The 25,583-nt window shown below is 51.8% G+C and carries 27 protein-coding genes; 6 read left to right on the forward strand and 21 right to left on the reverse strand.

Translation table 11 applies throughout. From position 1 onward, the window contains the following. Window positions 1-49 precede the first annotated feature (49 nt). The 8 genes from ACR02O_RS22630 to ACR02O_RS22665 form a co-directional block, all read right to left on the reverse strand. The gene (locus ACR02O_RS22630; protein WP_494522430.1) at window positions 50-2,641 is read right to left on the reverse strand and encodes a cation-translocating P-type ATPase; all 2,592 of its coding nucleotides are present in this window, start codon (window positions 2,639-2,641) and stop codon (window positions 50-52) included. A gap of 32 nt (window positions 2,642-2,673) precedes the next feature. Then, window positions 2,674-4,245 carry an oleate hydratase gene (locus ACR02O_RS22635; RefSeq protein WP_494522431.1) on the reverse strand — a complete coding sequence of 524 codons (1,572 nt, stop codon included), beginning with the start codon at window positions 4,243-4,245 and terminating at the stop codon, window positions 2,674-2,676. A 99-nt stretch (window positions 4,246-4,344) separates the two neighbouring features. Continuing rightward, on the reverse strand, window positions 4,345-4,914 hold the full coding sequence (locus ACR02O_RS22640; protein ID WP_096875985.1) for an MDR/zinc-dependent alcohol dehydrogenase-like family protein: 570 nt from the start codon (window positions 4,912-4,914) through the stop codon (window positions 4,345-4,347). Beyond that, the gene (locus ACR02O_RS22645; RefSeq protein WP_096875984.1) at window positions 4,911-5,198 is read right to left on the reverse strand and encodes a sll1863 family stress response protein; all 288 of its coding nucleotides are present in this window, start codon (window positions 5,196-5,198) and stop codon (window positions 4,911-4,913) included. The genes ACR02O_RS22640 and ACR02O_RS22645 overlap by 4 nt, the downstream gene beginning before the upstream one ends. A gap of 71 nt (window positions 5,199-5,269) precedes the next feature. Further along, the gene (locus ACR02O_RS22650) at window positions 5,270-5,671 is read right to left on the reverse strand and encodes a hypothetical protein (RefSeq protein WP_096875983.1); all 402 of its coding nucleotides are present in this window, start codon (window positions 5,669-5,671) and stop codon (window positions 5,270-5,272) included. Window positions 5,672-5,884: 213 nt separating this feature from the next. After that, the gene (locus tag ACR02O_RS22655) at window positions 5,885-6,232 is read right to left on the reverse strand and encodes a hypothetical protein (protein WP_494522432.1); all 348 of its coding nucleotides are present in this window, start codon (window positions 6,230-6,232) and stop codon (window positions 5,885-5,887) included. Window positions 6,233-6,283: 51 nt separating this feature from the next. Next, window positions 6,284-7,171, reverse strand: coding sequence for an OmpA family protein (locus ACR02O_RS22660; protein WP_096875981.1), 888 nt, complete (start codon window positions 7,169-7,171; stop codon window positions 6,284-6,286). A gap of 18 nt (window positions 7,172-7,189) precedes the next feature. After that, window positions 7,190-7,582: a DUF4398 domain-containing protein gene (locus ACR02O_RS22665; RefSeq protein WP_096876731.1), complete on the reverse strand. Its 393-nt coding sequence runs from the start codon at window positions 7,580-7,582 to the stop codon at window positions 7,190-7,192. Window positions 7,583-7,920: 338 nt separating this feature from the next. Between ACR02O_RS22665 and ACR02O_RS22670 the strand changes: the two genes are divergently transcribed. Together ACR02O_RS22670 and ACR02O_RS22675 are read left to right on the forward strand one after the other, a co-directional pair. Continuing rightward, window positions 7,921-8,487, forward strand: coding sequence for a PAS domain S-box protein (locus tag ACR02O_RS22670; protein ID WP_494522433.1), 567 nt, complete (start codon window positions 7,921-7,923; stop codon window positions 8,485-8,487). 126 nt (window positions 8,488-8,613) lie between these two features. Then, on the forward strand, window positions 8,614-8,922 hold the full coding sequence (locus ACR02O_RS22675) for a hypothetical protein (protein ID WP_494522434.1): 309 nt from the start codon (window positions 8,614-8,616) through the stop codon (window positions 8,920-8,922). 54 nt (window positions 8,923-8,976) lie between these two features. Here the strand turns inward: ACR02O_RS22675 and ACR02O_RS22680 are convergent, their stop codons facing one another. Continuing rightward, window positions 8,977-9,102 carry a hypothetical protein gene (locus tag ACR02O_RS22680; RefSeq protein ID WP_494522435.1) on the reverse strand — a complete coding sequence of 42 codons (126 nt, stop codon included), beginning with the start codon at window positions 9,100-9,102 and terminating at the stop codon, window positions 8,977-8,979. A 49-nt stretch (window positions 9,103-9,151) separates the two neighbouring features. Between ACR02O_RS22680 and ACR02O_RS22685 the strand changes: the two genes are divergently transcribed. Continuing rightward, window positions 9,152-10,159 (forward strand): SbmA/BacA-like family transporter, encoded by a 1,008-nt coding sequence (locus tag ACR02O_RS22685; protein ID WP_232529378.1) that lies wholly within the window; start codon window positions 9,152-9,154, stop codon window positions 10,157-10,159. A 974-nt stretch (window positions 10,160-11,133) separates the two neighbouring features. On the opposite strand, the gene istB is transcribed toward ACR02O_RS22685, so the two are convergent. From istB to ACR02O_RS22705, 4 genes are read right to left on the reverse strand one after another with little or no spacing between them, the layout of a single operon-like run. Further along, entirely contained in the window at window positions 11,134-11,883 is a 750-nt protein-coding gene (gene istB, locus ACR02O_RS22690; RefSeq protein ID WP_494522436.1) for an IS21-like element helper ATPase IstB, read from the reverse strand. Then, window positions 11,873-12,475 carry a Mu transposase domain-containing protein gene (locus tag ACR02O_RS22695; RefSeq protein ID WP_494522437.1) on the reverse strand — a complete coding sequence of 201 codons (603 nt, stop codon included), beginning with the start codon at window positions 12,473-12,475 and terminating at the stop codon, window positions 11,873-11,875. Before ACR02O_RS22695 ends, istB begins: the two co-directional genes overlap by 11 nt. A 33-nt stretch (window positions 12,476-12,508) precedes the next feature. Then, the gene (locus ACR02O_RS22700) at window positions 12,509-13,021 is read right to left on the reverse strand and encodes a GNAT family N-acetyltransferase (RefSeq protein ID WP_494522438.1); all 513 of its coding nucleotides are present in this window, start codon (window positions 13,019-13,021) and stop codon (window positions 12,509-12,511) included. Continuing rightward, window positions 13,018-13,305: a type II toxin-antitoxin system TacA family antitoxin gene (locus tag ACR02O_RS22705; protein ID WP_494522439.1), complete on the reverse strand. Its 288-nt coding sequence runs from the start codon at window positions 13,303-13,305 to the stop codon at window positions 13,018-13,020. Before ACR02O_RS22705 ends, ACR02O_RS22700 begins: the two co-directional genes overlap by 4 nt. Window positions 13,306-13,850: 545 nt before the next feature. Between ACR02O_RS22705 and ACR02O_RS22710 the strand changes: the two genes are divergently transcribed. Both ACR02O_RS22710 and ACR02O_RS22715 read left to right on the forward strand, forming a co-directional pair. Next, window positions 13,851-14,207: a helix-turn-helix domain-containing protein gene (locus tag ACR02O_RS22710; protein WP_494522440.1), complete on the forward strand. Its 357-nt coding sequence runs from the start codon at window positions 13,851-13,853 to the stop codon at window positions 14,205-14,207. Beyond that, window positions 14,207-14,719: an ImmA/IrrE family metallo-endopeptidase gene (locus ACR02O_RS22715; RefSeq protein ID WP_494522441.1), complete on the forward strand. Its 513-nt coding sequence runs from the start codon at window positions 14,207-14,209 to the stop codon at window positions 14,717-14,719. The genes ACR02O_RS22710 and ACR02O_RS22715 overlap by 1 nt, the downstream gene beginning before the upstream one ends. Window positions 14,720-15,371: 652 nt before the next feature. Here the strand turns inward: ACR02O_RS22715 and radC are convergent. The 5 genes from radC to ACR02O_RS22740 form a co-directional block, all read right to left on the reverse strand. Further along, entirely contained in the window at window positions 15,372-15,845 is a 474-nt protein-coding gene (gene radC, locus ACR02O_RS22720) for a RadC family protein (RefSeq protein ID WP_494522442.1), read from the reverse strand. A 272-nt stretch (window positions 15,846-16,117) separates the two neighbouring features. Further along, on the reverse strand, window positions 16,118-17,713 hold the full coding sequence (locus ACR02O_RS22725) for a hypothetical protein (protein WP_494522443.1): 1,596 nt from the start codon (window positions 17,711-17,713) through the stop codon (window positions 16,118-16,120). 132 nt (window positions 17,714-17,845) lie between these two features. Next, on the reverse strand, window positions 17,846-19,609 hold the full coding sequence (locus tag ACR02O_RS22730; protein ID WP_494522444.1) for a DUF4942 domain-containing protein: 1,764 nt from the start codon (window positions 19,607-19,609) through the stop codon (window positions 17,846-17,848). Between the two features lie 116 nt (window positions 19,610-19,725). Then, a complete protein-coding gene (locus tag ACR02O_RS22735; RefSeq protein ID WP_494522445.1) occupies window positions 19,726-20,223 on the reverse strand; it encodes a hypothetical protein in 498 nt (165 codons plus the stop codon). A 154-nt stretch (window positions 20,224-20,377) separates the two neighbouring features. Beyond that, window positions 20,378-21,040, reverse strand: a complete 663-nt coding sequence (locus ACR02O_RS22740) for a hypothetical protein (RefSeq protein WP_494522446.1) — start codon at window positions 21,038-21,040, stop codon at window positions 20,378-20,380. Between the two features lie 164 nt (window positions 21,041-21,204). Here ACR02O_RS22740 and ACR02O_RS22745 point away from each other — a divergent pair, with 164 nt between their 5' ends. Further along, window positions 21,205-21,582, forward strand: coding sequence for a hypothetical protein (locus tag ACR02O_RS22745; RefSeq protein ID WP_494522447.1), 378 nt, complete (start codon window positions 21,205-21,207; stop codon window positions 21,580-21,582). Here the strand turns inward: ACR02O_RS22745 and ACR02O_RS22750 are convergent. The 3 genes from ACR02O_RS22750 to ACR02O_RS22760 all read right to left on the reverse strand — a co-directional run bounded on the left by ACR02O_RS22750 (window position 21,560) and on the right by ACR02O_RS22760 (window position 25,552). Further along, on the reverse strand, window positions 21,560-22,096 hold the full coding sequence (locus ACR02O_RS22750; RefSeq protein WP_494522448.1) for a hypothetical protein: 537 nt from the start codon (window positions 22,094-22,096) through the stop codon (window positions 21,560-21,562). The two genes, ACR02O_RS22745 and ACR02O_RS22750, sit on opposite strands and share 23 nt — an antisense overlap. Window positions 22,097-22,442: 346 nt before the next feature. Beyond that, window positions 22,443-24,263, reverse strand: coding sequence for a VWA domain-containing protein (locus ACR02O_RS22755; protein ID WP_494522449.1), 1,821 nt, complete (start codon window positions 24,261-24,263; stop codon window positions 22,443-22,445). 83 nt (window positions 24,264-24,346) lie between these two features. Beyond that, window positions 24,347-25,552, reverse strand: a complete 1,206-nt coding sequence (locus ACR02O_RS22760) for a DUF3150 domain-containing protein (RefSeq protein ID WP_494522450.1) — start codon at window positions 25,550-25,552, stop codon at window positions 24,347-24,349. Between the last annotated feature and the right edge of the window lie 31 nt (window positions 25,553-25,583).

Genomic DNA, 25,583 nt, shown 5'->3' on the forward strand with positions numbered 1-25,583 from the left:
CACAGCTTATAGGCAGCTTGTAACGGGGTCTGTACGCTATCGCACACACTTAGCCGGGTTTTGTTACCTTGCCACCGGCACGAAACCACAATGCTTTAATCCCTTCCAGCAGCAGCAAACTCATCAATCCGGCGCACGCCGCTACGGCAAGTTCGTCCCACTGTAACCAACCGAAATGAAACAACACTTGCGCCGGGCGCCAGAACACCGCGACGGCCAGCAATAGCAATACGCTGCCCAGTAAAATCCACAACGACGGATTCGGCCTGAACAAGGCCCGGATCAAAGAAGCCTTAAACGAACGATTCACCAAAATCAAACCGATATTCATCAGAATCAGCGAGGTAAACACCAACGCGCGTAAATCCGCTTCGGGCATACCCATAGTTCCCCCGCCAATCAAAAGGCCGGCCAAGATGGCCAGTGCGATAACCCCCTGCAACACCGCCCATAGGATGCGCTTCGGCAATAGCAACGGACTGGCGGAATCGCGCGGCGGCCTGAGCATCACGTCGTCTTCTTCGCGTTCGGCTTCGAACACCACCGAACAGGCGGGATCGATGACCATCTCCAGGAAGGCGATATGAATCGGCGCCAGTATCAGCGGCAAATCCAACATCAACGGCAACAAAGCCAAGCCGGCGACGGGAATATGCACGGCCACCAGATATTCGATGGCCTTGCGCAGATTGTCGTAAATACGCCGGCCCAGACGGATGGTTTTAACGATGGAGCCGAAGTCGTCGTCGAGCAACACGATAGCCGACGCTTCGCGGGCGACATCGGTGCCGCGCCCACCCATGGCGATCCCGATGTGCGCGGCCTTGATCGCCGGCGCATCGTTGACCCCGTCGCCGGTCATGGCGACGATTTCGCCGTTGGCTTTCAGGCTTTCGACTATCCGCAATTTTTGGCTAGGCCTGATGCGCGCGAATATCGCGGTCGATTTCACGCGCTCCGCCAGCTCGGCGTCGGACAGCGCTTCGATATCGTCGCCACTCAGTACCTCGGTGGAATCCAAACCGGCCTGCAGACCTATGGCCGCGGCCGTGGCCGGGTAATCGCCGGTGATCATCACCACCCGAATCCCGGCGGAGCGGCATTCGCCAACTGCGGCCGGCACGTTTTCGCGCAGCGGATCGGCAAATCCGACCAGCCCTAGGTAGGTAAAACTCATGCCGCGCGGCGACTCGGGCAGGGTTTGCGGGTTGGCTACGCTGATGTAGGCGGCTTTCGCCACACAGAGCACGCGCACGCCGTCGCTAGCCAGTGCATCCACCTGTTCGCGAATTTTCAGCAACCTGTCGTGTGGCAGTTGGCACAACTCGGCGATGGCTTCCAGCGCCCCCTTGGCATAGGCCTCGCCTTGGGTTTGGCCATCGTCGATCAGAATGTTCGCGACCGCGAATAAATCAGGACTGAGGCCATAGGCACGGATCAACCGACGCTTGGCGAACGTGGCTTGGTTTGAACCGATTTGCTTCTCGGCCAGTGCGTGCACGGCGACGTCCATCGGATCGCCGGCTTCGCGCGGACACGCCAACAGCGCCGCCTCCAATACCTTCTTGAGGGTGCCGTCGACCGGTCGATTTTCATGTTGCTGCCAACCGGCCTCTTCGTCGAAGATAGAAACCACTGTCATGCGGTTTTCGGTCAGCGTCCCGGTTTTGTCGGTGCACAATACCGTGGTGGCGCCCAGCGTTTCTATCGCCGAGGCGCGGCGCGTCAACACCCGCGCCTTGGAAATCCGCCACGCGCCCATTGCCATGAATACGGCCATCACCAGCGGAAATTCCTCGGGCAACAAGGACATGCCGATGGCGATACCGCCCAAACCGGCCTCAAGCCACGAACCGCGCAGAAAACCGAACAAGGCGACGGCCAAGCCGCCGACCAAAATGCCGATCAGGGCGAAAGCGCGCACAAATTTTTGAATCTGGCGTTGCAAATGGGGCTGCTCGGTTTCGATGTCCACTAAGGCTATGCCGATCTTGCCCATTTCACTGCGAACACCGGTGGCATGAATGATCGCTTTTCCCGTCCCGCGCACCACCAGCGTGCCGGCAAAGAGATACGGCAAGTCCTCGCCGCCAGGCCCCGGCACAACTAGATCAGCTTTTTTCCTTGCCGCCACATCCTTGGCCAATTTACGCACCGGCTGAGATTCGCCGGTCAGCAACGATTCATCGATTAGTAAGTCTTGCGCGTCTATCAGCGTAGCATCGGCCGCCACGCGGTCGCCTTCGCCGATCACGATCAAATCGCCGCGCACCACGTCCCGGCCGGCGATGTGCATGCGTTCACCGTCGCGAATCACCAAAGCCCTGGGGCTGGCGAGATTTCTTAACGCTTCCAACACCCGTTCGCTGCGCGACTCCTGAACGATGGTAATGCCGACCGACAAGCAGGCGAACAACAGCAGGAATACGGCTTCCATACGGCTGCCCAGCAACAAATACACGACACCGCCACCGATCAACAACGCGAACATGGGTTGACGCACCACTTCGAACGCGATGCGCGCGAATCCACGCCGGTCCGGGCTGGGCAATTCGTTATAGCCGTCCTGTTTGATGCGCTGCGCCGCCAGCGCCGAGGTCAAGCCGAAAATCTCCTGATCTTTCTTGGTAACATGCTCCACGACGCTTTCCTATGCGGTTTGTTTGCGCATGGTCACTTCAACGCCTTGATCAAAGCTTCGAACTGAGCGCGCAACGATTGATCGTGCGGGGTGACGGGAGGAATGGGGCGGTCGATTTTCAACAGTTGGTAAACAGCCGTTTGCGCCGCTCGCACCGAATACTCGACGGTAAAAACCACATCCTCGGCAATTTCGACATATTGGCTGATGAAGCCGAGATTCCTGGAACCGCGCGGCACTGGTAAAGGCCTGTCGTTGTAATGGCGCGGCATGAACATACTGGTGATGTAAGGCATGCGGCAGGGAATACAGTTGGCCGTGGTGAAGATTTCCAGATCGAAACGCAGATGGCCGCACAGTTCCAGCAAGATTTCCGCCCCGCTGCAGTCGGCCATGGGCCTGGCAACAAAATTGCCGACGCGGTCCGGATAGAGCGCATAGCCCCAGAATACCTGAACGTCTGCCGGTTGATTGGGGAAATGCGGTTGATGAGCCAGCACAACCGACATCAGCCAATTCGAATCTTTGAACGTTACCAGTCCGCCGGTGCCGGGCTCGTTGGCGGTGAATTGCTGCATCTGCTCAAAGAATTCCGGATTCTTCAGGGTGACGGTAAACGATGCCCAGCAAGACTGGGCGATACAACTATTGAATACTTTGGGGTTGCCGAACTGCGGTCGGCCCTGTGCCAGTTTTTCCCAGAGTGCCCAGCCCCCGCTATCGGCTTTGCTTAATTGCTCTGGCGGCGCAGTCATCGAACCCACCGACGATGCGTCGGTCATCGAACCGTTTTGCAGGAAGACAAAATCGCCATCCTTCACGGCAATGAATTCCCGCTTGCCCTGCCTTAAGCTGCGCATGCCGGTGACGATGAACTCGTCGTCCACGGTCTTATGATCGAGATCGATCACTTGGCAATCGGGGTAAAAGCGTACGTCCTGACTTTTCAGCCAGGATTGCAACGGCATGACCAGCGAATCGTATTGATTGTAAACGGTGCGTTTGACACCGGCCAAGGTTTCGATGCGGGAGAATTCCAACATGAAGCGATGCAGATAACGTCGGAATTCGACGGCACTATGCCAGGGCTGGAAGGCGAAGGTGGTCGACCACATCAGCCAGAACTCGGTGTCGAAAAAGCCCGGCGATAGCCAGTCGGTAATGCAGGTCGCGGCCAAGATTTTCTCATCGGCCTGGCTGAGTTTCAGCAATTCGATACGGTCCTGCATCGAAAATCCCATCGAAGACACCGGCACTTTGGCCCGACGCTTATCGACCAGTCTTGCCATCGAATGCGCCTGGTATTTTTCGTTGAACTCGACAGTTTCATCGTAAACCGATTTGCCGGTCTGGTTGAGCGAAGGAATCGATTTATATAGATCCCAGGTACATTCGTAATTGTCGGTGGTCAACATTCGCCCCCCGCGCATGGAATAGCCCTTGCTTGGACTGCCGGCGCCGTCGAGACTCCCGCCCAACTTGGAGCCGGCTTCAAGAATCGCGATATTGGCACCGGGTAGCTTGCCGTCGCGAATCATGAAAGCGGCGGCGGCTAGCGAGCCTATGCCGCCACCCACCAGATAGGCGTTTGCTTTACTGCGCATGTCTAATTCCTCAAACCAATGTCACATTACCCAACACGATACGAATCGATCCGCTACGCCTATCGTGGGTGTTTGTCTTGCGGCGGCAAGATTGTCTAATTAGGCTTTGCCCATTCTGCTCGTTGTTTGCAGCCATACTCGTTCAATGAGGAAGCGGTAGCCATGCCCTGCTGCCCCGTACAAGTTATTGATGGGCACCACGGCTTGCTCGGCTACAGGGTATCGTTGGCCGGGCGACCAACCATCTCGATGTTCGTGCAGAGAACCGTTTAAACTGCGTCGCCCGACTATCAAACTGCCGTCCCGTTTCAGCAGCGCCCGGGAAGGATTAAGGCTGTATGGCTCAGCTAAGGTATCAAGCAGGGCATGAAAATGGTCGACGGTTGACTCTATCGTTTGCGAGATTACGTTATGAGCCGACTCGTTGGCATCAGGCCGCAGCGCATTGATAACAACCTGCGGTGAGTGGGTAAAGATGACTACATCAGCTCCGACTTTCTCGATACGACCAATAATTTCGTGGCGAGCAAACGCCGCATCAGTATGACAAACGCCCCAGTAAAGAATGTGTACCCGCACAGCAGCTTTGTGGCCGACGTGAGACTGGTAGCGTGTTGGAGTTTCGCACCTAAGACGTAGTTCCTCGATCGGAGCAGTTGCCGGCATCATTTGAATTTGGCGACCACACTGGCCAACCCGATTCGCAGATCGCCCCACACCATCTCCGCCGTATCTTTCAACTCTTCCCAAGCCTCCCCACCGTGTGCCTCCAACTCTTGCATTTTTTCAACGGCGACTTGACGCTTGGCGCGCAAAGCCGCGAGATCCTCGGCATAATTGAGTTTCGCTTGTGCCGCAGCTACCTCGGTTTTGGCCGTTAACGCGTCGATTTGTGAACTCAATTCCCTGAGTTCCGCGGCAAGAATTTCGATGTATTCGTTTTTGCTTTTCATGGCTTAATGTCGATTACGACTGGGCATTTAAGACGGGATTTGGCTTTCCGAAAATGGCATTAATTTTTCCGCTAATGGGGCCAGGCAAAAGACAACGCGGTTCGCCGATTGCCGCCAACATTGAAGGTTTTATCGAGGGTCTTGCCGTCTCGATCTGCGCTCACGGTGTAATGCCCCGGCTTGAGTTTTGCATAAAACATGGGACCGTCCGCCACCGTTTCCAGCACGTTATGGCCGCCGGCATCCTTGATGCAGACCTTGATATCGCTGAGATACTCTCCGCTGCCGGCCACCGAAAACAACAAATTCAGGTTGTATTCATCGCGCATGGCGTGCATCGCATCCCGTTCGTCTCCCCCGACCCCACCACTGACGAAGTTGATGTCGCCTTGAACTTGCGGCTGAAGCAAAGACTCTTCGGCAAAAACCAAAAAACTCAGCATTGCCCAAGGCACAATAAATTTGATGTTCATAAATATGACTCCCTGCCGGCAGGACATAGGCGAGCGCTTAGCTTACAGGCGTTGGACTTTTTATCTGTACGCTAACGTACAGAGCGGAAAAGATAATAAATTCGCGAAGGCGCGCACCATCGACAACGGCAGGTACGCATCGGTGCGGCAAATACGGAAATAGAGCTACTAGGGCCTTACATCCGCCTCCCAGGAAATACGTGCCGGACACCATTACCAGATGCCAAGCGTCAATATCCGCGTCAACACCGCCGGGACGCAGGCGCCATGTCCAATATCCACTTCACGGTTGATCAGCTTGGCGCTATCTCCGCAACGTTTGAGGTAATCATCGGCCTTGATGTCGTTGAGGTCGGAGTGAGGCATCAACAATGCCACCACCGGAATCGGTATCACCGCAATCGTGGAATCATCCACCCACTCCGAGCCGGAACAATGAGAGGTTCCGGCGTCAGACTGCACTGTGTCATCCTTGACCAATGCGGTGGAACAACCCGACAACATCGCGATGATGGCTAAGGTCAGTAACCGCCGTTGGAAACGTAAAGTCGGTGGTTTCATAAAACCTCCCGCGGATAAATCTGCAAACCAAGATTCGAATAGGATCGTTCCCTACCGCGTGGCGATATTGCCGTCGGCATCGGAGAGGATAATTTCCACCCGTCGATTTAATTGTCGACTGGCTGCGGTATCGTTACTGGCAACCGGATATTCCTCGCCATAACCTCGGGTTCTGACCCGATCGCTATCGATGCCCGCATCGACCAAGGCCGTTCGTACCGCATAGGCGCGCCGGTCGGACAATTCCTGATTGCGTTCTTCGCTGCCTCGGCTATCGGTATAGCCTTCCACCAACACCTTGTAACTCGGGTATTGGTTGAGAAAATCGGCCAGCTTGTCGACGTTGCGTAAACCGCTCGATTGCAAATGCGCCTTGTTGGTACGGAACAAGACATCGCCCAAGGTGATCACCAAACCGCGCGCGGTCTGTTTGGCATTGAGCTCGTTGATTAAAATATTCTGTTGAATGATCAACGCCCGGTCGCGGTCGCTGTTGGCACCGGCCACCGCTAACTCGTTGGCTTGCCGGTCCACGGTTTGTTGCGAAATCGCTGCCTGCCGCTTGGCGGCGTCGGCTTCGGCGGTTCTGGCTTCGAGACGCACCTGATTGCGCTTGGCCTCGGCATTGTTGACGGCGGTTTCCGCAGTCTTGCGTTTGGCGGTCGCCTGAGCGATGGCGACCTGCTGCTTGGCGATATAAGCCAGATGGTCGACGGTTTCGTCGCTTTCATCGTTGCGCAAGGCGTGGTCGGCCTTATTCAGCGTATCGGAAGCCTGCTTCATTTCCAGTTCGGCCAGCGTGCTCACTTCGGAATTGATGCGTGCATTGTTGTAGTCATTATGCGCATCGGCCAGCGTGGCACTCTGCGGCACGGAGCTACAGCCGGAAATGATCGCCGCAGCAATCAGGGTTAAAGGGAAATAGCGATAAGTTTGCATAATGGACTCCGTTAGTGCTTATTGGGTCTGGCGTTCGATTTCTTGGCGTAACACGCGGTTGTCTTCCTGCAACTCGCGCGCAGCCTTTTGAGCCTTGGCGGAACGCGCGCTCACGGCCGCAAGTTGCGCATCGACTTGGGCTTCCTCAGCCAGTCGTCGAGCCAGCGGATAGTTTTGTTCAGCCATGGCGCGCTCGGCGGTATCCATTTTTTCCATCGCTTTCTTGAGCGGTATCGGCGCATATTCGTTGCCGCCGGCACTGTTGGCACTGATGACCGCGGCCTTGGACACAGCCATTTGTTCGGTCGGAGGCGGCATGCTGGCGCATCCGCCAATAAAGACAACTGCCGCAGCACATAGGCCGATACCGGGCAGGGAACGCGAAAATCCGGGGTGGTTAATGTTTTTCATGATCATTTATCCTTCTGAGTTAAACGTTGAAGGCAATCGGTACCGTGCTTCCTTGAATGGTCGGAATGACATTGCTTCTGACAATGCCGCGATGAATAACTCTGGTGCCGGCTCATGTCTGGCCGAAAATTCCCACAGGGTGTGGTTTCGCTTGCCTCGCTTGAAAATCAAGCGGTTCCGATAAGCTTCGTGGATAATTAAACGCCATTCGACGACCGAACACAGTTCGCTAGCGCACATACACCGTGAACTGAGTAAAGTAGAGTCGAGAAACTAATTTGTCGTGACGACCGACAACCACGATCGATCATGAGTCGACACTGAATAGAGAATGCGATATGAATTTAAAATGGGATGGCATTGAGCGGCGTAAAACATTAAGAAGGAAAGCCGAAGCCCTGGTTTCCAGTTTATCGCCCGAAGAAGTGAAGGCCAAACCGGCTGAAGTGCTGGTACATGAGTTGCTGGTCCACAAGATCGAGCTGGAAATGCAGAACGAGGAGTTGCGCAACACCCACAATGCCTTGCAGGAAGCACACAACCGTTACCTGGATCTTTATGAATTCGCGCCGGTCGGCTATATCACCGTCAATCGGGACGATCAAATCAGTACCATCAATCTAACCGGTTCTGCATTGTTGGGCGTGGAACGCGACAAGCTGATCGGGCAACGTTTCTCGAAGTTTGTTGCGCCCCAGGACTGCGACCGTTGGTTCCGCTCGCTTGTGGGCATCATGGAATCCGACACCCATGAAAAACGGGTGATTGGCCTGATGATGAAACGTGCCGATGGGTCTGAATTTTATGTCCACCTCGACTGCCTGCGTCGGGAATCCTCGGACGAGCCACCGACCTTGCGAATCGCGCTAAGCGACATCAGCCATAGCAGGCAGACTGAGAAGTAATCGCCCGGGCTCTGGTCTATGTGCGTTAGCGTACCGACTTGAAGTCGCTTCAAGGGTAATTTTCCCAGCCTAGCGGTATACATCGCTAATGGTTAGGGCATTCCAACTTCACAGGAGACACTGCCAATGAAACGCTTCATCCGAATAATCGTTTTATCCACCCTACTTCCTTTCAGCATCATTTGTAGCGCCGAGCAAGTCAACGATCCCGCCATGACCGGCGGCATGGATTCCGCGAAGCTGGAAGCCCATCTCAAGGATAGGCAAGCGCATGAATTGGCGATGCATGACTTGTCCAACAAGATTCTCGCCGAAACCGATCCGCAAAAGCAGCAAGCGCTTAAAGACCAGCAACTGGAATTGATGAAAGCCCAACACTTGAAAATGATGTCCCAACATCCGGGCAAAGCCATGGGCCACAAGAAAATGCGCTAATCTTGATTCAGGTAGATTGCACATCGAAGCCGGCTAACCCCGGCTTTTTTTTAGTCAAATTCTCACGTCGGCCAAAGTGGTGACCCTGGCAATCAGACAGGCGTTCTCGTAGCCATGAACTTTTAATATCTCACCTAAGCTCAAACTCACTACCATGCCGGGTAAAAGCGGATTTTTCATTAAATTTTATCGGTTAGCCAGCCCCTTCTGGCATTCCGAACATCGAGCGATGATTCGCAAGCGAACATTGGCGTTAATCGTACTGACCATCATGCAGATCGTCATTGCGGTGATGATCACCGAATGGAGCGCCGCGCTGTTCGATGCGCTCGAACAACATTCCATGGTAGAACTTTTCAGGCAGATCGAACATCTGGTGATGATTTTTGCCGGCAGCATGGCGGTCACCGCGATGCATTTAAAAATCAAGCGCGACTTACAAATCAGTTGGCGCTCTTGGCTGACGGCAAAAGTTATCGCTCAATGGATGAATAATGGCCACCATTACCAAATCGCCCAAATTCTGACCTCAGGACACGACAATCCGGACGGTCGGATTGCGGAAGACATTCGTATTGCTACCGACGAAGCGGTCAATCTTTGTTACACGCTGTTTTACAGTATGTTGCTACTGATTAGCTTCAGCGAAATTCTGTGGACGCTTTCCAGCGTTATCTTGCTGGACATCGGCGGAATCGTAATCCCCGTTTACGGGCATTTAGTCTGGATTGCGATCCTCTACGCCGCTGCGGCGTCGGTTTTAGGTTGGTGGGCCGGACGGCCTTTAACGTTGACAACCAATGCCATGCAAACCGTCGAAGCCAACTTTCGCTTTGGCTTGGTCAAAGCAAGAGAAAATGCGTTAGCCATTGCTCGCCATCATGGCGAAGCAAAAGAGAAAACGCGCTTTCTTAATCTTTTTCACGATATTACCGGCATATACGATCTACAAACCCATGCCTGGGCACATATCATCCTGTTCAGCTCGGGCTATGCCGTATTGTCCATGGCCTTCCCCATTTTGATTGCGGCCCCGCGCTACATCGTGGGAAGCATCACTCTCGGCGCGTTGATGCAATCCGTGCAGGCATTTCAACAAATGGCCGCCGCGTTGTCCTGGCCGGTGAATAACATGACGCTCATCGCACAATGGCACGCCTCGGTCGACCGCGTCTTGAGTCTGGTCGGCGCATTGAACGATTTGGACCGAGACATCGTCAACTCCCATCGACAGTGAATCGGCATTGCGCCAGGCAAACTCAATTGATGTCGACCATTCAGGAATCGCACTTACGCTCTCTCTGACCATAAGCAACGACCAAAGCGCCCCCCCTGTTCTTCCGGAAGCTTAGCCATCAAGCGCAATCCTATGCTAGTCTGCAGAGCATCTCAGATGCCAGAGCGTCGCTAATTTACTCGGATAAAAAGTCGGAACATCCCCAGATGCTGTCTGTTTTACGAAACAAACTGCGTTAACCGAGGCATTCAGCACTCGAACGACAACTTACTTTTTGATGATTCTGCGGGCTGATTGAACCTAGGGCATACCAGCAGGCAAGATTGTTCTCGGATTAAAAAGGATTTATAAGCGTAATGGAACGCCTAATCTTTTTGCCGCATTGAACATGGCAAAGGGAGCCATTCAATCCAACATCACCGCAACCCAAAAGTGATCGGATTTTCAGGAGTTTCTTGACGAAGTGGTTGCAGAGGTTCCTGCTAATCGAGAGGTAAATGTCAGTAGCAAAGACAAAAACAGACTCCAGGCTGGAAATATTGGCGTAAGACTATGATTTTGCTTATGTTTCAAGTCTATTTAAATTGAAAAATCAGCCTGAAAGCTTAATCAAGTACTTTTTAAGCTATTGATTTAATTGGGGTGAACGATGGGGCTCGAACCCACGACAACCGGAATCACAATTAGGCATGTTTTACTTATTAATCAATGACTTAATCGATTCATTTGTCATCATTGGCCAAAATTAGGCCCTTGATTTTCAAGAAGTTTCAGTTTATTTGTCATCAGTATTTTGAGGCTAAATCGAGCTATTAATTTGGGCACAGAAACACCCAAATCAAAATTTAATCGAAAGCTTTGATCGGTCTCGAAGCTTTTGACTTCACAGGGTGTTCCCTTCATCTTATGGTGTCAAACGGCTTTGAAAATTTTCCAGCAAAGAGCGTCGAATAGTTTCCAGTTAACTTATAGGGTTATTGGTTTTCCACCGCCTTTTTCCGGTGTTTAAAACGATAAGAATCGTTGCCGGTTTCCAAGATGTCGCAATGATGAGTAATTCGATCTAGGAGTGCCGTGGTCATCTTGGCATCACCGAACACTTGTACCCATTCGGCGAAGTTCAGATTGGTGGTGATGATCAGTGAGGTTTTCTCATAGAGCTGACTGATCAAGTGAAACAGCAAAGCCCCGCCTGATGCTGGAAACGGTAGATAACCCAGTTCATCCAGGATAACGGCATCCATCGCCGTCAGTTGCTTGGCCAAATTGCCAGCCTTACCTTGTTGTTTTTCCTTATCCAATTGGTTAACCAGATCAACGGCGTTATAGAAACGAACGCGTTTGCCTTGATGGATGGCGGCTATGCCCATGGCTGTAGCCAAGTGGGTTTTGCCCGTACCCGTCCCCCCGACCAGGATCAGGTTATACGCCTGCTCCATGAAGCCACCGGTCGCCAATTGCTCGATACGAGCCTGCTGTAGTGGTGTCTCTGTCCAGTCGATCTTTAATAAATCGCGATGAATGGGAAAACGGGCCGCCTTGAGTTGATAGTTGAGGCTGCGGGCCTGACGATCGGCTTGTTCAGCGGCGATCAAACGATCCAGCCATACTTCGGGCATCACCGGTTTTTGCTGGTTGCTGTATTCGGCTTGCCATTCACCCCAGGCCGCCGCCATACCATACAAATGCAGCGTTTTCAGTTGCAGTGCACGATCAATGGACATGATGTTCGCTCCGTAACGCATCGTAACGGCTGCAATCAGCCATGGGCTCGATTTTCAGTGTCGGTAGTGAAATCGCAGTAGCATCCAGTGCTTTGGGTTTGGCTTCTTCCGTGAGTCGACGCATCTCGTTGAGGACAATAGCGGCGCTGATCACGCCGGTTTGCAGGGTAAGATCGCAAGCCACTTCCAGGGCATCCAATCCTGCATCGCCCAGATCACGAGCCATTAACAGCAGATCAACAAACGCTCTATCGCCTTTGTCTTGCTTGAGAATGCGGTCGCGTACGACCTTGATCGGCACCGGCAAATCCCAGGTCACAAACGGTGCGCCGTGTCGTAGTGCACCAGGCTTCTTTTCCAGTACCGGCAAATAATGCCAGGGATCGCAGATCAGTTGGTCACGCCCGAAGCGACGATCATGTTCGGCGATGACTTGACCATTGGCGACCATGCGTATTTTGCTTGCTGTAACACGCACCGATACCACCTGATTAGCCCATTGCGCGGGCACACTGTAACGATTGCGATGGATGTTGATCAAACACAGTGAGCTGACGTGGTTTATCAAGGACCTTTGACATTCAACGTACAAGGAGCCGGCGGTAAAAACGCTACAAATGAATTCTCAGTCAGATTCAGCCAAAACTTCCCGAACCGTCTCTAACGTCATCATCAAGGTCATTGCTTGCAAAGGTGACTCCACAAATCCCTGTGAAAGATAAAACTGTTTGGCTGGTTCGGACAGGGCATGAACCAATATAGCGAATACTCCCGCATCCCCTGAGACGTTGACTGCCCGTATCATTGCATCGCGTAACAGCGCTTTGCCAATCCCTTGGTTATGATATCGATTGTCGACAGCTAGTCGACCGAGCAGCAATACTGGCAAAGGATTGGGCATGTTCCGTCGCATGGCTTTGGGCGAAGCCTCATGGCTGATTGCACCGGCAGACAGGCAGTAGTAAGCAAGAACATCCATGCCAGCAGTTACTACAAAGCAACGCGAAGCTCCTGCCATATGGTTTTTGAGTGCGCGTTTTTTGAGCCAATCATTCAGCGACATATCCCCGCAATCGAAATCCAATAACCGATGATCTGACATGATTGGTTCTGGGGGAGACAGTTCTAGTGTAGTCATTTATCCCAAGGCGCTTTTGTCTTAATTAACCGGCGAAGCTTATCGGTTGGCGGTAAGGGGTGATCGAGCAACGCTTGAAATTGTGCAAATGTGCCGTCATCGACTGCGAAAAATGCCTGATCTAGCAGTACATCTTCTGCCGCGCGACAGGCGGCTTCCAACATAAAGTCTGATCGACTGCGGCCTAGACGCTCAGCGGCTTGATCGATGATATCGCGCTGCCTGGCCTTGGCACGGATATTGATGGAAACAGGAGTCGCTTCTCTAGTTTGCATTTGTTTCATGTTCATACTCCACTTTATTCAAGCTCAGCATATAAATTTGTGTAGAAAAATGCAACACAAAAACGAAACAGCCATCTCGTTAGCCTTACATACTTGGATGATAAGAGCACCAAAACACTAAGTTATCTTTACGCTGTACTCGTCGAAATCGGCCAACACCTGCAGTACAAAGATCTTCTGTCACCGACTTCAATCTGGCCCCATTGCCGACAATGAATGGTTTGCATCAAAATCCAGATGTAGGGTTCGCACAGCATACCTTGTTAGGCTTTCCAATTGCCGATTCATCAACTCCGTTCCGTGCGGTTCGTTACCTAACAGCATGCTACAGACTGCCTGGGAACAAGAAAAATCCGCTATGCGTTCAGCCGGGTCGATGGATTGACAGTGGAATCAATGGATGTTGGTCTTTGAATTCTATGTTTAAACATTCTTATGAAAAATATTAACCACTTAGGTTGAATATTTACTTCTAACATGATAATATTTTTCATGATTGTGAGAGGTCCGCATTGAGGCCGTAATTTGACTGGAGGAGCGTATGTATGTTGACTGAATTTGGTAAAGAAATTAGAAAACTAAGGATCGACTTGGGTATTACCTTATTCGATATGGCTCAGGCGACCGGGGTTTCGTCTGCATTTTTATCTGCGATGGAGAATGGGAAAAAGCCAGTCCCGGATGACTATGTTGAAACGCTGGCAACAAATTACGAATTTATTAAGAATGCAAAATCTCGTTTTTTGAAATTGGCCGATCAAACAAAAAAAGAAGTAAGGATAAACCTCGCCGAATCTAACGCGGCATCAAACGAACTTGCGACCATATTTGCCAGAAGCTTTTCAGAGCTTTCTGACGACCAAGTAGCAAGGATTAAGTCAATTCTCAACAAGGAGAAATAATGAGAAATTTAGGCAGCAAAGTACCACCACGAAGTAAAGCTAGTATTTATAAAATCGCCCGTGATTTGAGATCTGCATTTCAGCTTGATGGGCCATATGTGCTTATCGAAAACATATACGAAGTGCTGCCGGAATTATTGGATCGGTTCAATTATGAAATAGTAATCGCTGATGAGATTGATAATGATGAAGGGAGAACAGACCCAAATAAGCGATTAATCCAGATTCGAGAAGATGTCTATAATGGAGCCTGCAAAGGTGTTGGACGCGACAGATTCACGATGGCGCATGAATTGGGGCATCTTTTTTTACACCCTGGTGTGCAGTTCGCAAGATTTGAACCTGACGAACAGCCTAAGCTTTATCTCGATAGCGAGTGGCAAGCAGACACTTTCGCATCTGGATTTTTAATTGATGATGTGTATTTGAAACAGTGCGTATCTATTGAAGAGGTATCCAGCACATTTGGAATTTCGTATTCGGCAGCAAAATGTCGATTTGGAAAAGGATAAAGGGCAAAAGCGCTAACTTTTGCCCTTTTTTTAGGCTTGATGACACTGCAAATGTCTCTTGCCAAGGCATTGGGTGGTATAGGTTCCCCTTCGCCGTCGTGGTCATGTGAAAACCGTGGGAAGTATAGCGGATGACACGATTTTGTCTATTGCCTATCCAACATTTTTTGGAGATTGTCATGGCAATTTACGCAAAAACTGTGCAGGTACGCAGATACCGTCGCCGTCGTTTCGGCAACTGGGAAACTGTGTGCCAACACAGACGTCGTCCGCCTAGACGTTAAATGGCGAAAAAAAAGGCCGGCATTGCCGGCCTTTTTTTATAAACCTAAGCGAAGTTTTTGTAATGCGCTTATGGAGACTGAAAACAAGTAGGAATTTATCTCAACGACAGGCAAGTGGAATTATCCTGCCAATCAAAAAATTACCATAAAAGCCGGTTTAGGTCACTAACCGCCCCCTCCCGAGCAAGTCTCCCCAGAAACCAGGCCAATGTTTAGCATCTGATTCTGGGGAGACGTGGGTTTTATATCATTTAACGAAGTCGCATCAATGCCGCCTCATGGTTACCGATGGCGAATACATTACTCAACTTCGTTGATACATAGGGTTGCCTTGGATACCGATGAATAGTCTCGGCACTAATACCTTTTCACAACAAGCCATGTTCAGCGAATGAATACACGGTTTCGCCGACGATGAAGTGATCAAGTACGCGAACGTCAATCAAGGCCAAGGCTTCTTTAAGTTTTGCTGTAATCACGCGATCGGCCTGACTGGGATCGCTGATCCCCGACGGGTGGTTATGCGCCATGATTAGCGCCGCAGCATTATAGTGCAACGAGGCCTTGACCACTTCGCGCGGATACACGCTAGCGCCATCAATCGTCCCCCGGAATAATTCATCGCAAGCGATGACGCGGTGTTGATTGTCCAAGAACAGACACACAAATACTTCGTGCTCATACGGCGCCAATTTTAACTTGATACAGTCCTTCGCCTTGTCCGGACTGGTCAAGGCTTCGCCTCGACTAAAAGTGCGGTTGTAGATCTGAATGGCCTCTAAGATGACATCCTGTTCATCGGCCATACGGTAACGATTATTGGTTCCTCGAATGTATAACATGGGCTTTCTCCCGTAATCATAAAATTTGGAGAAAGCAGCCCCTTGCGGAGTGGACTTTCTCCGGAAGGGTTGTAAGAATATTCAAAGCATCGTCAGCGATGTCTGCAGGCGTTGACCGTCGGCAGAACACATTTCGCTAAAGACGCTTAAGCTGACGCCAGTACTGCGTCAGGTGTTTTGGAATGCGTGCTTGTTAAATGGTCGTTCGCCAGAAAACCAGCCAAAAGCCACGGGCTAACACAGCCGCGACCATCGGCCCGATTGGGTTTCGACTACATTTCCGCAACGGTGACGACATCGCCACTATTGCCAAGCACGATTTGAAAGGTCCTGGAAAACAGCGCCGGACAACTACCAAATTTCGGCAGCAGTCGTTGCAATGCATCCGCGGGTTTATCCGCCGTATTGGCCACCACGAAGTTATGAAAATCCCATTCATCGGCTTCCTTGGCGGATTCCATGAACGTATCCCATTCGTCGTAGTAGGACGATGCCTGGCAAATCACCAAACCGGATGTCTCCCGACTGGGTACAATGAAGCGGTCCTGATCCTCGTCATACAAGGCATCGTTATCGATGTCGACAGACTCGCCATTCAGGGTTAACCGGTATTTTTCACAAAATACCGCCTGACCATTCACCCATTGCCCTTCAAAAAAAGCGCGGTGCGTTTCGTTGACGATGTCCAAGGTGATTGCCGGCCCGTTCAAATCGACCAGATACGAAAATAGCCAATGCTTGGCATCTAGCCCCGGCCGAAATACCCGATAATCGCGGTGCCAGGCAAACATCCAGCGTAGCCCACCGACCTCATCGAGATCATCCAAGTCGGCAACTTTGACAAGGCCGTTTTCCACATCACTTCGACTGACCGGCTGCGAATCCACTGCCAAATTCACGCTGCTGCAACCTTCCTTGATCGGATAATCCTGAATGATGGCCAATACCTGTTTCGGCAATAACGGCACGTCATTCAATAAATCCAGGCAGCGGTATGTTTTCAGGGTGTCATAGCCCTGTACAAAGTCCTCCGCCGATAGCTGGCTCTTGATCACGTCCAGTCGCTGCCTGGCTTCCCCTTGCAGAACCTGTTTGACCTCGGCAATGACCTGCGCTTCATCGATCAATTTATCCCGATCTGGCAACCGCGCGAAATACCGGCTTGAATCCAAGTGAATGACATGACCGGGGTCTCGTTCATGGTGACTGTGGTAGACCGGTAAACCTTGCAGATACAGATGAAAATACTCCGTTTGCCGCAACCAGTCTTCGCCCTGGGACAAGCCATACAAGTAAAGATCGCCCAGTTCGGTCTTGATGAACGGTAATGTTGATGTGATCGCTCGCGGCCGATCCAGGCTGACACCGTTAAAGCGCACTTCAATCGGAAATCCCCGCGCCAAGCGACGCAACTGGGATTCGATCTGATCCGCTTCCGGTTTGAACTGGGTCAACGTCAAACGCGTGATACCTTTCCAGTCAGTTGGCTCGATCGCAATCGGTTGGAAGGCCAAAAGCTCAGCCGTATCCACCGAAAAGCGACCGCCTTTGCTGTCGACGCTGATGGCATCGCAGGCAAAAATGGCTGACAAAAATCCCAGTCCAAACGGATGTTCCCGTTCGATGACCTCAACATCCCAGCCGGACTCTGCTACGGTGAGTAACGTTTTCAAACAGGCGATGCCGCAGCCATCGTCACACAGCGTCAAGGTTCGAGCATCTTCCGAATACTCGAAGCTGATGAACCTGGCGCCGGCGCGGCGGGCATTCTGCATCAGTTCGCCCAGTACCGTGGTGGACTGGGTAAAGCTGAAGCGTAAGTTGTTGATCAATTTTTCGGGGTTTACCGATAATTGTGTGGTGTTCATGTGAGTTCCTCGAATAAAAAAGCCCCGAGGAAACGACACAGTCCAACCCCGACGGGGAGAACGGATCATCTCCCCGAGGCGGGTAGTACTGGCTAGGCCAGTGGTTAAGTTAAAGACCTGTATAACACCGGATTACGATGCCAGAGCCAGGTCTGTATCCAATGGTAGAGCCTTGGCCCATTCCAGCAAGCTGGATTGTTCGTTTTCCAATACCGCATCGGGATCGATGCCTCGGCTGGCAAGTACCGTGCTCATCGCCTGGGTTAACAGACTATGGCCTCTTTCCCGTTCCGACTCGCCGCCGTGCTTGATCGCCCAAAAGGGATCGAAATGGACATGGCGGCTACTGTGTGGACACTGCTTGTTCACTTCGGTATGAAACGCCTTATCGAGGTTTTCCGCTTGTTCGAACTGCTGCCAGAAACCTTGTCCGGCTTGAGTATCTGCAGGCGGTAACCAGCGGCGCTGACGGCCAACCCAACGGTTCATCCGGTCGATCAAGGTTTTGCTTTTCGGAAAAAAGTGGATGGTGCCAACGCCCGGATAGTAGCGAACGTCAAAATAACTGCCACCAATCCGTTTTCCAACCCGAAGCGCGTGAAAATGCTGTCGAAACACCGACACCAAACTCACTTCTGCTTCGGTCTTGCCGTCGAGCAAGGCAAACACCTTATCGAAGTCGGCTAGCAGTCTTTCCGACTCCCAGTTCAGGCTATTTTGATAAGACTCCACTTTGTGCCCTGGTAGAACGAAACGCGTGGTTTTGATCCGCATCCCCAGCGTGCGATGTTTATCATTGCTTTTCCAGCCCATGTAAAACACCGCATTATCACTGTAATAGCGGGTGATCAGATCAAACACATCACACACCATGCTCAGTTGAATTTCACCTTGCTGCTCGATGATGCCTTGCAGAAAGCCGTAGATATTCGGCACGGTAAATTCCAAGGACTTCACCGTTTCAAAATCCGCCTCCAAGCGTTTTTGCGCCGCCGATGACAAGCGCGAAGTGACCTGTATCGAGCGTAAGATGCTGGCCCAGGCCCGATTCTTCAGATCGTGATAGCGTTTGAACAGCGTCCGCTTCACCGCATCCGATGACGAGTCGTCTTCACTGCTGATACCGCCACCGCTCAGTTCGCCGAGGGTTTTACCCAGCATGGTCCGATAACGGCTGGCACGGGCTTCACTGACCACGGCCTGTCGAGCGGCTTCGACCGCGGCATTGAACATCAACACCGCGTTATCGATGAAGGCATTCGGCAAGGCCAACTCATGGGGCAATTGAAACGCGCCCGCCACATCGTCGGCCTCCCGACGATCCTGGCGCAAATCGCCCAGAATACTGCCGAGGATGTCCTGTTCGAAGGTCGACGTTTTTTTCAACCAGACCAGGGCCACGTCGACCGGCGTTTTGCGCTCGGCATCCTCGCCGGCGAACATTTCCGATAAAAACTCGACCTCGCCGTGCTGCTCGATCAATCGTACTAACAGCTGGCGTTCTTTCGAAAACGGATTGCGCACGGTTTCGGCATTGAGAATGGCGACGATTTCACCGTCAAATAAAATCTCCCAAGCCTTCAACACATGTTTGGCGCCTTCGGCAAACGGCGGATTCATGATGATGTGAGAATAGACACTGCCGCTTTGAAACTGCAGAAAATCCATCCCCACCACCGCATAGCCTTCATCGCGCAGAACCGCGTGTTTGCGGATATCGATTTCAATGCAATCGATCGGCAAACGTTTACCGTACTGGTAGGGTCCTGGACGAAGCAAATGTCCTTCGCCTGCTGAAGGCTCCAATACCCGCGCGAATTGCTGGTTCTTGAACATCGCCCAAGCTTTACGGCTCAGTGCTTCTGGCGTGGGGTAATATTGATAAGGGTCTGTCATGGTATTTCTCCAAAAAAGCCCCTGACGACCGATTCAACCCTGACGGGATAGAATCATCCCGCAGGGGTAGTGTGAAAAACTCGGCTTAACCGAGTGTCAACAATGAAAACGGCGCGTCAGATCAACGCAAACCGCTTACCTTGAATGAATTCCTGATACTGCCGGGCTTCGGTTTTTACTTTGAACCGGGCATGCACGCTGCCGTCGATCCAGATTTCCCAGGGCAAGCGTTTGAGCTCGCCTCTGACCAGTTCTACTGTGCCAACCCGAAATTCATCGTGTTGGTAAAGCACTTGGCGCGGACTATCGATACGAACGATGCACTGATCCAGCAAGGCAGGACCACCGATATCGCCGGGTTCGATCAACAACGGCACTTTAATCGTGCCGGTCGAGCGACCAATCCAGCCGATGACATCGTGTTCATCGTGCCAGGACTGGCCGGTTTGGGTATCGCCGTAATACAACCGGATTTTGCGCCGGCTATGGCGAAGTTGTTCCAACAACTCGACCACCGGCTCCGGTGTGTCGGCGTGATAACAGGTGCCGGATGGCAAACGCTGATATTGAATGCAATGACCCGTGCCGAAGGTGTGTTCAAAGATTTGATTCATGATGTTGTCCTCAATGAAAAAGCGGGAACATCACGATTCCCCAGCGGGAATAGGACATTCCCGTGTGGGTGGATAAAAATGATTGCCGAATCGAATGACTTGGCTAACTCAGGCTTTTACAAATTGTGCGCATAAAAATTTCAGCGCGCATTTTTCAGGATTGGATGTCCAGAGCAGGTTTTCCCAAGGCTTGAAATGCCAGAGGTATTAACTGATCCACATCCTCCCAATCGATACTGCCGCCGTTGGCTTCGCCTTGTTGATAGGCTTCAACCAATCCCCGACAAACCCGCATGGCCGCTTGTTCCTTCTTCAATTGCCGTACCGAATGATCCGGTTCCGGCCATTGTTCAACGGCAACGCATTCCCAGACCAGGCTTTCACCCTCCAATTCATGATATTCATCGGACAATAACGGCATGGCAGTGGCGTCATCCCAAATCGTGGCATCGTTGAATGCCTGTTCAGAAATCTGTTGTGCCGCTTCGGAACTCTCCGCAGTGATACCCACCGAAACCCGGTGCACATAGTCGATTTCGTAAGAAACCACGAAGAACCGATTCACCCCCGCCGCCGCGACATTGGCTGAGGCAGGTTCGTCGACTGGCAATTCGGTTTCCGACGATTCACTCTCGATGGATGTGCTTTCATAAGGCTCGATCTCTTTATTGCAATCCGGGCAGCGATCGTTACACCCGCAATCCCAACTATCCTCCCATTCGGTCTGGCAGTAAGGGCAGCGGTACTGATTCAGATAGCGAACCGCGCTGATTTCGGCAGGGGTTGCACCAACGCTGGGTTGGTTGATTGTTTTCATGGTCATGTCCTCCAAAAAACGCAGGAACGACCACCCGGCAGGATGAGGTTCCTGCAGGTAAAAAACGCTGCTTTAAGCCGAAAATCGGCTCGCACAGCGGGGTTGAATTCGCGCAAAATTCGGTATATGGTGACTAAAACTCATTAAAAAGCAGAGAAATTGCCATGTTTGACGATATTTTGCGCATTTTTGATTTCCTAAGTCCTAAGCGGACGGAGGAGCCGTATCCAAGTCGAAAACCGATGGCGATTCCGGTCGACGAACCATTGGAAGTCGTTCGACATTGCCAACAAATTTTCCAAAAATTGGATGTTTTAGAAGCCGACGTGCTCAAGCGGGTTGATAATCCAGAGCAAGCCTGGCCGTTTCTAAACAAGATTCGACAAATTCGCCGGGAAACCCAGAACGATTTGTTGTCGCTATTGCCCGAAGGCAGCTGGGTATTTGCTGATGAATCGAATCAACACGAGATTCCAATTCGCCGTATCAATACTGCAACCAGAACCACGTTGCGGGTATTCAATGGCGGGCTTGCTGATTAACCGGCAAGGCGTTGGCGTTACCTTTCAGCGCTTCCCGCAATTGAAAAACCTGTTGGGCGGTTTTGGTGGATTTTTCATCTACCAGGACTGATTCGCCCACTTTTTTAGACCGTCGACGGGGTTTAACTTCGCTTTCCGCCGAGACGATTGTCGGTTTGATTTTCAAAAGCTCCCGCTCCAATTTGGCGATTTCAATATCTGCCTCGTAGAGTTTGATTGTTTTCTGTTTGGCTTGATATTGAAGTTCCAAGCGATCAAGTTCGCGATTCGATTCACGATTGCGACTCTGAATTTCCTGACGCACCGAATCCGATATCGCCAACCAATCCATGTCCTCGCGACTACGTGGCATGATGACCGGTAGCCGATGTCGTGCCAAACGCTGCGCGCGATAGCGGTGAAACGTTTGAGCTGCGTGTTTCAATGCATTCAATAGTTGCAACGCCGTTGCCCAAATCACTCGCAAGGCGAGGATGAACATCGCCAAAATAATGATGCCGAAAATAAAGTTCATTGAAGTTCTCCTTTAAAAATTTAAGAAAACACTTCGAATGAACAGCACCCGGCCGGGCGATGGTCGCCCGAAGCGGGTTTTAGATTTGCAGCAGGTAAATACCACTGCGATTTACATCGGGCTTAACGCACCCGACACGATCAAGGAAACACCTTGCTCGCCGCCTAATGACGGAACGCCGACCAAAGTCGGATTCAGCGCTCATAAAAGAACGCATGAAGTGTCTGTTTGTCGAATGGGCTCCAGGAAGTGAGTGCATTCGACAAACTGCGGTTGCAATCAGCTACCCATAGCCACAATCGCCAGGTTAATACCTAAAGATTGGGCTACGGATAATTGACTGACCTTAGGCCGCCAACAACAACGATTTCGAGAGTTCGAACAATTGCGCTCTCAGCTCTGAAAGGTCGTTAATAGTGATGGCAATCGGAAACAGATGGCTGACATCCAATCCCAAGCCGACACCGACCGTTTCAATGCCACTATCCCGGCAGCGTTGCAATAATTCCAGCGTGCTCAGTGACTCGTTGGGCTGACCATCGGTCATCACCATCAACACCTTACGGGGTTCCCGGCAACGCAGTAGCGACGCCGCAGCAAACCAAATCGCTTCGGTCATCGGCGTACTGCCCGTAGCCGCCAGCGAAAAAGCACCGGTGTGGGCATTCACGCGTTGACCATGTTCAAGTAGACGAAAAACCGAGTCATCGTGATGGCCTGGAAACGCGGTCACGCCAGGATTAACCCCCGGAATGCCTTCAAAGGCCAAAGCGAGTGCCAAGGTGGCTTCCAACGCAATCGGCATTCGCGATCCGATGGGTTGGCCTTGGCTATCGGTCACCTGATATCCCATGCTTTCGGATTTATCGAGTAACAGATGGATCGCCGTATTGGGTGCCGCTTTGTTCTCTTTACGCTGAAACAGCTTAGTTTCGCCCAGTGGTAAGCGGTGTAAACGCTTGCCATTCAGCCGCCGTCCACGACACGCATGTTGCGACCGGTTTAAGGTTTGCGATTGCACCAGGCCTTGCAACGCGGCACGGATTTTTCCCGATTCGCCTTGCACCTTACGCAGCAAAGACGCACCGGCTCGGTCGTCCATGGGTGGCTCGTGGCCACTGGGTATCAGCAATTCCGACACGTTTTCCGCCGCCAACGACAAGGCCGATTTCAGCGATTCAAACACATCCTGCTCGATGTCCCCGTCGCCGGCGGACAATAGCGCTTGCAAGACGCCCATCGGATCAGAAATCTCCGCAGTTTCTTCATATTCACCTTGCGGGGTGGATGTCGAACTGTCGGATGGCGTTGCCGGTTCATCGTCAGTTTTTTTAGGAGCCGAATCATCGTTACCGGCTGGTTCTGACGACGATTCGTCATCAGTGTCATTGGGTAACTGTTCATCGGGCTCCATGTCATCCTGGGAATCCAAGCCGCTCGAATCGTCCGAATTGCTTGATTCAGCATCCTGATTCGGATCATCCGGTTCAGGCGTGGTTTCCTCATCCGCCGTTGGTTGCGCTTGATTACGCTGCCGTTGTTGTTCGAATTCCTGCTCAATCATGGTCAGGATGCGATCGGTCAATTGCAGGCAATCACTCTCCGATTGCAAACCCTCCGGCACTTCGGACAATAAGCCTTTCAGACGTGTTACCGCACCTTTCGGAAAATTCGCTTTCAGTGCCACTTCAGTTTGCTCGACCAATGGCAATAACGCCGATTGACCCAACACCCTGGCCCGCAGACTCTTCAAGACAAAGCTGTACAGAATATTGGCCGGATGATCATCGATATTGCTGGCGACAAAGTCGCCTTTGGTAATCATCTTTTCAATCACCGTGCGTATTGTCAGCCGCGTGCCCGGAAAGTCCTTGGCCAGTTCGTGCTCGATGCGGACATCTTCGATGGCACCGCATAAGCGCCTACGTAATACCGAATGCCCAAAGCGCAGCGTAAAATCCGAATAACGAATATGCGCCGCCTCGTGGGCCAACATTCCCCAGGCGTAATCCTGATAATCCGCATCGTCGCCCTCATAGGCCGGCAGCCATATGGTTTGGCCATCGGTTTCGGCTTTATCACCGCCGACACTGACTTTGACGCCAAAGCGATTGCCAATGGCCGCCGCGACGATGGGAAATGCGTTGTGTAAGGTTCTATTTTTCATGGTGTGCTCCTAAATAAAGGGCAAACCAGACCCCAGCGGGGCATGAATTTGCCCTAGTGGGTGAAGTGTTAAATGGCTTCAGATCAGAACCAGTAGTCCTGGTCAGAATCGTCCTCCTCGTCATTGTTTCCTGCAGTCACCGTTTCAGGTTCTGCTGAATGCTCAGAAGGGCTGAATTCATCTGAAACGGTATCGGCTACCAAGTCGGTATGGCTTTTATCCAGCAAGACCTCAAGCGCCCAGTCATCGGCCGAAGATTCCGCTTCAAGTACATCGTCGAAGATGCCGTCAAACAGATCGGTAAAATCAGGACTGTCTGAAACGCATTCAGCGATGACTGGTTTTGCTTCGGTTGAGACTGTTGTTTCTGTTGGTACCGTTGATAGCTCTAAATCCGCGTATTCGAAGGTTTCATCAACGTCTGTCTCTTCAAACACGGGTGTTTGATTAACCAACAAGCCTTCACCGTGCCGCCGGGTTTTATCCGGATCGGACAACAGCATCGCCGTGGCCAAAATCTCCTGCAAAATGCTGCCTTCAATGGCGCCTTTGGTGGGGATTCTCGCCAATAGATCGTCAATGGTGCTGACGACTGGTGCCACCCGATAGTCCAGAAAACCCAGCCCATCGAGCTTGTCTCGCATACGGCGAATCGGCCGTAACGCGCTACGCGTGACTTGCTCTTTGCCCAGCAACGACTGCTCGATGAGATGATTGGCTTCCACGGAGATTTCGTAGAACATCTGCTCACTGAGCGAACCGATTTTGCTGTCCAGTCGTGCAACATCCGCCGGTGGCAAGCTCTCGGGTAATCCGACACTGACCACCAGAAAATCAAACGACAACCGCGTCGAGACAAACTCCATCGAATCCACTGCTTGCTCGATGATGTCGGCAAACTCCGGATGGCGAATCACCCAGTCCGTCACTGCCGCATCGTAGCCAGCAATAAACTCGTTTTTAGCCGCTGCAAAATCCAGCGCGATGCGTTCCAGTTCAGCGGTAATGCTGGCAGCGGACTCAACCGGTACGGCAAACCCACCCAGAAAGCGGGTGCCAACGCGTAAACAAATGCGTTCGGCTTCCTTCTTCAGGCGGTTGAATACCGTCAGCTTGTCCGGATCGAGCAAACGTTTAGACCCTAAACTGGCTAAATCCTCTGGCGGCAATTTGCTACCATCGGCCAGCACCAGGTCTTCTTTTTTCAGTTTCTTGCGGGCGCCGTAAATATTGGCATCCACTTTTACCAAGACCACGCGGTCTAAGATGATTTGCGTTTCATGAGACATGGGAACCTCCTAAAATGAGAGGCACACCCAT

The organism is Methylomonas sp. PHL2-19 (assembly GCF_059331595.1).